At 68.8% G+C, this 7342-nt stretch carries 8 protein-coding genes and 1 pseudogene; 2 read left to right on the plus strand and 7 right to left on the minus strand.

What is annotated here, in order from left to right; genetic code table 11:
- From HL658_RS36080 to HL658_RS36090, 3 genes are all read right to left on the minus strand, one after another.
- Positions 1–204, minus strand: a 204-nt coding sequence (locus HL658_RS36080) for an LOG family protein (protein ID WP_211109939.1), incomplete at its 3' end; no start/stop codon positions are given.
- Positions 205–1485: 1281 nt separating this feature from the next.
- Complete coding sequence (locus HL658_RS36085; RefSeq protein ID WP_180286930.1) at positions 1486–2451, minus strand: Rpn family recombination-promoting nuclease/putative transposase; 966 nt, start codon at positions 2449–2451, stop codon at positions 1486–1488.
- Positions 2452–2631: 180 nt separating this feature from the next.
- Entirely contained in the window at positions 2632–3255 is a 624-nt protein-coding gene (locus HL658_RS36090) for a hypothetical protein (RefSeq protein WP_180286931.1), read from the minus strand.
- A gap of 133 nt (positions 3256–3388) precedes the next feature.
- Here HL658_RS36090 and HL658_RS36095 point away from each other — a divergent pair, with 133 nt between their 5' ends.
- Complete coding sequence (locus tag HL658_RS36095) at positions 3389–4387, plus strand: IS1595 family transposase (protein ID WP_180286932.1); 999 nt, start codon at positions 3389–3391, stop codon at positions 4385–4387.
- Here the strand turns inward: HL658_RS36095 and HL658_RS36100 are convergent.
- The 4 genes from HL658_RS36100 to HL658_RS36115 form a co-directional block, all read right to left on the minus strand.
- Positions 4360–4836: a hypothetical protein gene (locus tag HL658_RS36100; protein ID WP_180286933.1), complete on the minus strand. Its 477-nt coding sequence runs from the start codon at positions 4834–4836 to the stop codon at positions 4360–4362. The genes HL658_RS36095 and HL658_RS36100 overlap by 28 nt on opposite strands.
- An 81-nt stretch (positions 4837–4917) precedes the next feature.
- Positions 4918–5586 (minus strand): hypothetical protein, encoded by a 669-nt coding sequence (locus HL658_RS36105; protein ID WP_180286934.1) that lies wholly within the window; start codon positions 5584–5586, stop codon positions 4918–4920.
- Between the two features lie 81 nt (positions 5587–5667).
- Entirely contained in the window at positions 5668–6555 is an 888-nt protein-coding gene (locus HL658_RS36110) for a tyrosine-type recombinase/integrase (RefSeq protein WP_196242443.1), read from the minus strand.
- Positions 6556–6623: 68 nt separating this feature from the next.
- Entirely contained in the window at positions 6624–6920 is a 297-nt protein-coding gene (locus HL658_RS36115) for a TIGR02391 family protein (RefSeq protein WP_246338318.1), read from the minus strand.
- Between the two features lie 13 nt (positions 6921–6933).
- Between HL658_RS36115 and HL658_RS36120 the strand changes: the two are divergent.
- A pseudogene (locus HL658_RS36120) lies at positions 6934–7287 on the plus strand (Tn3 family transposase); the annotation flags it as partial.
- Positions 7288–7342 lie beyond the last annotated feature (55 nt).

The following is a 7342-nucleotide window of genomic DNA, read 5'->3' on the forward strand; positions in this document are numbered from 1 at the left end:
ACCATCGAACCCGGGCCACGGCAGGAAGATCTCCTTGCGCCCGCCGACGCGATCGCAGCCGCGCTCGAAGGCTTGGTCGGCGCCGACGGCACCGCCGCTGCGCAGCACCCAGCCCAGCTGGGCCAACCGCTCACCGACCGCCGCCATCACCTCCAGGACCGCGGGCGGCGTCTCCCGCGACCCGATGCCGGCGTAGTGCATCACGCGTCCCTTGTTCAGCGCCGGCCGGATCGGGATGGACGGCAGTGTCCAGCAGCGGCAACCCCGCGGTTCCGCGCTGCCGGCGGCGCGGGCGCAGCGGGGCCTCCGCCTGGAGTTGGAGGCGCTCGGCCGCGGAGGGCGGGTCGTAGAAGGCGAGGCCGAGCTGGCCATCGGCCTCGGCCGCGTACGGCAGCCTGGGCGCGGTGCGGCGCTCGGCGCCGGGGAGGATGAACTGGTCGCCCTGGCTGGTGCGCTCGGTGCGGCGGTGCGCCATGCAGCTGCTCCACGCTGGAGTGGGGTGATGGAGCCTGTCCGAGCCGGTGCGTCCTGTCCAGTCCATGCTGGATACGGGCCGGGAGGCACCGTCGGCCGGAACAGCCAGGACGTTCATCCACGACTCCGCGGGCAGGCGCCGCCGCGCCTCACCTTCCGATCGTTCGATGCATCCAGCAGCCGTAACGGGCTGTCCGGATCGGCTCCCTTTGACGGACTATGCTCTGAATGGCGGCTTTGTGCCCATCTTGGTCGTGCCCGCAGCATGTACTATTCGCAATTCCGGCCGTTCGATGAGAACATCGGCACGGTTCGTGTTAGCTGAAGGTGTCGAAGGGATTTCCGGAATTGCATTATCGCAAATGCAGCAGAAGGCGCCCCTGAGAAGTCCACTCCAGCCGGCTTGCCGCCTTGCAACGATGTACCAATCCGGCTAATAGAGTCGAATGCCAAAGCAGACGCACAAGGTCTTCCTGGACGCCAACGGTGCCATTGCTGTGCGACAAAATGGTAGATAACAAAGCAAGAAGTATCCGAAATAAAGCGTCACTGCGCTAAGCCCACGCTTAATGTTTTGGTTACAAACACCGTGCAATGTTTAGAGTATCGCCAATCATGGCGTGCATTGAATGAGGTCAGCATGTTCAACGATGCAGACATCATCATTGCGGTGCTGAACGCCTTTATCGCGATAGTCGAACTCATCGTGCTATTGCGAGATAGGATGTAGGCCTGCAGAGCCCCCGCTGGTTGCCGCCAGCGGGGGTTTTGCATTCATACCCGATAGATCGGAGTATCAGCATGTTCAACGGCCTGGATTAAAGCGCCGGTTCCTAGGAAATGCAAGGGTTAGTTATACGACATAGGTAATTGTCGTTACCCGTAATTTGGGGTTACAGAAGTGCGGCTGACTTTTGCGCCGATCTCACTCTGCTGAAAGCCTCGTGCAGCCCCCCAAGGCAGGACAAGGCGGTTGGCGCTGTGGACGACGCTGTCGAGCAGCTTGTCTGGTCAGTGCGCGTCGAACACCCGTTCCAGGGTAGGGGCATCCAAGGCAGCGTCGAACCAGACGTCCAGTTCCTCCAGGGACGCGGCCTCGATGCGCGCCCGCACGCCGGGGGGCAGCTCCCCGAACTTCCGGCTGAGCAACCGGCACAGGCTCGCCGCTTGTCCCTTGGCCATCCCGTGTTTGAAGGCCTCGGCCTTGAACTGCTCCAGGGCAATCGACATGACACGCTCCTCCTTCCCCGGCACGATTTCAGCCAGCACCGCGCGGAGGACGCCGGCCTCCACCTCGTTCGGCTCACCCAGCACGTAGCGCACCATCGCCACGAGCTCATCCATTCCCAACGCCAGGGCCGCCCGCCCGAGCCTCAGCAGCGTGCCGCGCAAATCCTCGTCCCGCGCACCGTACTTGAGGATCAGGAAGCCGACGCGCAACACCGGCTCGCGCGACAGCCGCGCGTCGTCGATCCGCCCGAGGTCGACCAGCGTGTAGCGGAAATCCGCCACGAACGGCCGCACCTCATCGTCGGCTTCGGTGATCCCGGCCAGCGACAGCGGCACCGTCCAAGGCGCCGCGCCGTGGTACACGACCATCGACACCGCCGCCGGCAGCGCCCGCGCCGTTCCGCCGGCCGCACGCCCCTCCGTCCGGATCCACGACTGCAGGATCTGGGTCTTGTAGCCGAGCAGCTGAAGCGCGACGAGCGGGTCGGGCGCCGACTTGTGCTCCACAACCACATGGACCAGCACCGGCCGGCCGGTCCGCGTCGTCGCGCGGTAGAGCCGGTCCGTGCGGTACTCGGCCAGCTCCGTCGGCACGAACGATCCCGGCAGCAGCTCGGGCGGCTCGTCGCCGAGCCGGTCCGCGATCGCGGGCGGCAGCCGCTCCCGCAGCAGCGCGCCGGCGGCGCCTGGCTGGTCGAGCAGCCGCTTGAAGAACTGGTCGTGACGCTGGATCAGGCGCGGTGGCATCGGGGCCTTCACGTGGCGGCTCGTGAGCGACCATACGGCATGCCGCCGTTCCCCGCCACCACCCGGCCAAGCACGCCGGAGACCCTGGTGCTGTATGGGTCACACCACGAACCGGGACGCGATCGGGCCCCCGCGTGGCGGCGTCCATCGCCCAATCGCTGGGCGCTGTGTCACGCTCGGCTATGTGGCCTCGTCCGGGTAGACGGGGTGGTAGCGTTCCGTCGGCGTGCGCCAAGCGAGGAAGACGTCCAGCGGGTCCTGCGTGCCGAGGAACGCGCGGGCGAGCCTCAGCCGGTCCCGGATCAGCGCCTGGTCCTCCGCCGGCAGGTCGGCGGCCCGGCGCTCCACGCCGGCCAGGAAGCGCTCGACCTCCAGGACCTGTGACCACCGCCCGATGATCTGCGTGAGGTGCTCCCGGCTCTCGCGAACCGATTGTTCAACGCGGCGCCGGTCCTCGTCCCGCCGGCGCTTCTCCTCGGCGGCGAGCCACGCCCGGTGGGCGATCTCGGCCTGCCGGTCGGCCTCCTCCAGCTTGCCGACCAGCTCGACGGCGGCGTCCTCGATGGACTGCACGATCGCCTTCAGCGCGGGACGCAGGGACGCCGTCTTCGTTTCCTGCCAGTCGGTCGACCAGCGGACACGCCCGTAGGGGGAGTAGGCGATCAGACGGAGCCGGCCGGAGGGCAGCTCCTGGGTGCTGGTCCAGCTGTGCTCGACCTGGTGCCGTGACCGCTTGGGCGGGATGTAGTCGGCCTCCCGGATGTAGGCGCCGCGCACGTAGCGCATCAGGACCGCCTCGGACATCTCCGGACTTATGTAGCAGCCGCCACCACGGCCGGCGGGTGAGCTGGCCGGATGAGTACAAATCATGAACTTGGCGATTCACAGCGGAGTCGTGGCCGGGTAGACTCGGGCGGTCACCGTGTTGGAGATCGCCATGTCCCGTCGTCCCAAAGGCCAGCACTTCCTTCTCACCGCCGCGGCGCGCACGCTGTCGCTGGCGACCGTGCTGCGCCTGTCGGACACGGAAGCCGAGGCGGTGTTCGCGGCGATCCGCTGGCCGGAGACGAACGGGCGCCCCGTGTGCCCGGCCTGCGACTGTGATGCGGTGTATGACTGCCGCCGGCCGAACGGTGCGCCGCGCTGGCGCTGCAAGCGATGCCGCAAGGACTTCTCCCTCACCTCGGGCACGCTGTTCGCCTTCCACAAGCTGGCGCTCCGGACATACCTCGCCGCCGTGGTGATCTTCGTCAACGAGGTGAAGGGCAAGGGCGCGCTGGCGCTGTCGCGCGACCTGGGCGTCCAGTACAAGACGGCGTTCGTGCTGGCCCACAAGATCCGCGAGGGGATGGCGGCCGAGAGCCGCGGCCTTGTGATCGGCGGCGTGGGCAGGGCGGCGGAGATCGATGGGGCCTACTTCGGCGGCCACGTCCGCCCGGAGAACCGCAAGGAGGATCGCAAGGACCGCCGGCTGGCCATCAACCAGACCGGCAAGCGCCAATGTGTCGTCACCATCCGCGAGCGCGACGGCCGCACCGTGACCGGCGTGTTTCCGTCCGAGGACGCCGCCGGCACGTTCATCCGCTCCCGCATCGCCAAGGGCACCGCGGTGCATGCCGACGAGTCCGGCGCCTGGAACGGTCTGCACGCCCGCTACGCGATGCACCGCATCAACCACCAGGACGCCTACAGCCAGGATGGCGCCTGCACCAACGGGGCGGAGTCCTTCTTCTCGCGCATCCGCCGCGGTGAGATCGGGCACCATCATCACCTCTCGGGCCTCTACCTGCACCGCTACGCCCAGGAAGCGGCCTTCCGGGAGAATCACCGCCGGACCAGCAACGGCGAGCAGTTCCGCGCCGTGGTCGGGCTGGTGACCAGGACCGGCCCGTCGGTCGACTTCTGCGGCTACTGGCAGCGCGCCCACGCGGCGTGATCGGCGGGCTCGGCCGGAAGCCGCCAGCGGGCGCCCAGACCATGGCCGACCTTCTCCACCGTACCCTTGCCTTTCAGGGTGGTCAGGGTATTGAGCACGCGCTGGATGAAGTCGGAGCGCGTCTTGCGGTCTTCCGGATCGAGCCCCTTGTCCCGCAGGGCGGCGACGGCGATCTCCTCGGCGGCAACGACGCGCCCCTCCGCCACGCGCAGCGCGTCCAAGCAGCGGCGCGCCAGCTCGCCGGTGGCGAAATAGTGGGAGCGCGCCGCCGGCGGCTTCTTCGGCGGAATGCTCTCGGGCTCAAGGTCCGGGATGAACAGGCGCAAGGTGGCGTCCAGGTGCACCAGGCCGGCCCGATGCAGGGCAATCCGCCTCTCAAGCTCAACGATCACCCCGGAGATCTCGGCCCGCTTCTCCCGCAAGGCGCTGACGACGTGCGGCTCACCCATGTTCCGTGACCTCCTGCCCAGCTTCAGCGGACAGCGTAGCTGCCTGGACGGCGATGCGGCAGGTTCAGGCGGTGGCAGATGCTACATAAGTCCGGACATCTCGACGACCGCGAGCCCGATCGCCACGCTGCCGACGTAGACGACCGTGGGGCGGTAAGGCCACCAAAGACAGCTGTGATGGGCGTGGCGCTGTGTGGCGCGCACCTCGCGCTCGTCGATGTCGGTGCGCCCGAACCGCTCATCCGCCGGCGCCAGCACCACCCGATACCCGACGGATTCCAGCGCGTTGAAGAGGTCGTTGGCGAAGCCGAGCGCCTTGTCGAGGCAGGCCTTGGTGGCCGTCACGTCCACCAGGAGCTTCTTGTAGGGCTTGAGATAGGCGTCGTCCTTCACGGGCCGGCCGTTCTCGAACGCCTCTTTGGCGCCGCGGAGCAGGCCGTGAACCCGGGCCCTTGGGACGCGGACCTCGGCGTTCGGCCGGCGCTTGGGCGGTTGCCGCGGCTTCGGCGGGGCTGGGAGCATCCCGTCGTTGGACCAGGACAGCTGGTCACCGGGCCGGGCGTCCGACAGGGGCTCGGGCGGCGGCGCCTTCCCGACCGCCAGCTTCGCCCAGTAGCCGCGCGCGGGCCGCGGCACATTCAGGAGGGTGCAGACCCGGGCCATGTAGCTGCCGGAGACCTGGAAGCGCTCCGCCACCTTGGTCATGGGTTCCGACCACACCAGGCGATACGGCTCGTCCCGCGAAACCATGGCGCGCTCCCCTCATTGTGCCGTCGACGTCCCGAAGAGATCGGCCCTGGATGCCGTTCGTGAAGCCGGTCGGCCACCCGCTCAGATGCGGATGCGCTCCACCTCGTCGAGGCTGACGGCGTCGCCGCGGCGGTCGTAGAGCTGGGTGGTGCGGGTGGAGGCGTGGTTGGCCATGCGGGCGGCGGTCTCCAGGGTGCCGCCGTTGGCGAGGTAGGCGGTGATGCCGGTGGCGCGGAAACTGTGGCAGCCCACCGGCGTGGCGATGCCGGCGGCGGCGGCGCGGCGGCGCACCATGGCGTGGGCGCTGGCCTGCGGCAGCGGGCGCTCGGACAGCCGGCCGGTGCCGCGGGCGATGGTGCGGAACAGCGGCCCCGCGGGGTCGCCGCGCAGGCCGGCGCCGTCCAGGTAGGCCGCCAGGTAATCCTCCAGCGTGTGGTGGCAGGGCATGGCGTGCGGCCGGCCGCCCTTCTCGCGCAGCCGCACCCACAGCCGGCGGTTCTGGGTGTGGACGTCCGCGACCCGCATGGCCAGGGCGGCGCCGACGCGGGCGAAGCTGTAGACCATCAGCCCGATCAGCGCGCGGTCGCGCAGGCCGGCCGGCGTCGTCGGGTCGATGGCGTCGAGCAGCGCCCGGGCCTCGGCCGGGTCGAGCACCGGCGTGGTGCCGACCCGCACCACGTGGCGCGGGCCGCGCACCGCGGCGGCCGGGTTCACCGCCACCACCTGCCCGGTCACCAGCCAGTCGAACAGGGCGCGCACGGCGGCGAGGCGCTGCTTGGCCGTCGGCGCCGCCCGTGCGCGCGTCAGCCCCTCGACCCAGGCCGCGACGTGCAGCGGCTGCACCGCGCTCAGCTCCGGCACCCCGACGGCTTCGCACCAGGCGAGGAAGTCGCCGACGGCGCGGGCGTAGGCGCGGCGGGTGTGCGGGTTGCGGACCGTCGCGGCGAAGAACTCGAGGAAGCGGAGCATCGCCCGGTCGCCGGTGCGCGTCACCAGGGCGGGCAGCACCACAGAGGAAGAAAGCGGAGCCAGTGCAGTCACGCCTTTGCCGCCCACCGCGCGTCCACGATCCGCAGGAGATGATTGGCCAGGAGCACGATCTCAATCGCCTCGGCTGGGTCGTTGAGCGCCACGTCTCGATGGGAATGGGGATTCTTGTAGGAGCCCATCGCACCGGAGAACAACTCCATGCGCGCGACCTGCTCCCCCTCATCAACCGAGGTATCGGTCAGCGGTCCTGTCTTCACCGCAAACGCGGCCCGCATGAGCTTCTGACCCACGAGTCCATCAGGCATGCCGGTTGCCTCCCGGACCGCCACCTCAACGGCTTTCATCGCCTGGAACACGGCGACGTCGTACTCACCGCGGATGAAATCCCACAACGCCCTGGCGCGGGCCGTCTGCTTCCATCGCCTCGGCCGGATCCATGACCGCACCCCGGAGAGCCGGCAGCATCGCGCCGGGGGCCTGAACTTGGTGGTGGCCGCCATCATCCTGTGGAACACCGTCTACATGCAGCGCGCCATCACAATCCTGCGCGCGCGGGGCGAGACGATCGACGACGGCCTGCTCGGCTTCCTCGCGCCTCTGGGCTGGCAGCACATCAACCTGACCGGCGACTATCTCTGGAGCGCGCCCCCCAAATTGGAGGCGGACGGATATCGCCGGCTCCGGACCACGACGGATCCCATCGCAGCCTGACGTTCACTCTTTGTCCGCTTAGCGTATAACGCCATTATCAACCAAACACAGTAAA

The organism is Azospirillum oleiclasticum (assembly GCF_013423485.1).
In the GTDB taxonomy this organism is placed as follows: domain Bacteria; phylum Pseudomonadota; class Alphaproteobacteria; order Azospirillales; family Azospirillaceae; genus Azospirillum; species Azospirillum oleiclasticum.

Coding starts and splice junctions, on each gene's coding strand:
- HL658_RS36085 (WP_180286930.1), bottom strand. CDS start 2,451: ATGCCACCGCGCCTGATCCAGCGTCACGACCAGTTCTTCAAGCGGCTG.
- HL658_RS36090 (WP_180286931.1), bottom strand. CDS start 3,255: ATGTCCGAGGCGGTCCTGATGCGCTACGTGCGCGGCGCCTACATCCGG.
- HL658_RS36095 (WP_180286932.1), top strand. CDS start 3,389: ATGTCCCGTCGTCCCAAAGGCCAGCACTTCCTTCTCACCGCCGCGGCG.
- HL658_RS36100 (WP_180286933.1), bottom strand. CDS start 4,836: ATGGGTGAGCCGCACGTCGTCAGCGCCTTGCGGGAGAAGCGGGCCGAG.
- HL658_RS36105 (WP_180286934.1), bottom strand. CDS start 5,586: ATGGTTTCGCGGGACGAGCCGTATCGCCTGGTGTGGTCGGAACCCATG.
- HL658_RS36110 (WP_196242443.1), bottom strand. CDS start 6,555: ATGCTCCGCTTCCTCGAGTTCTTCGCCGCGACGGTCCGCAACCCGCAC.
- HL658_RS36115 (WP_246338318.1), bottom strand. CDS start 6,920: ATGAAAGCCGTTGAGGTGGCGGTCCGGGAGGCAACCGGCATGCCTGAT.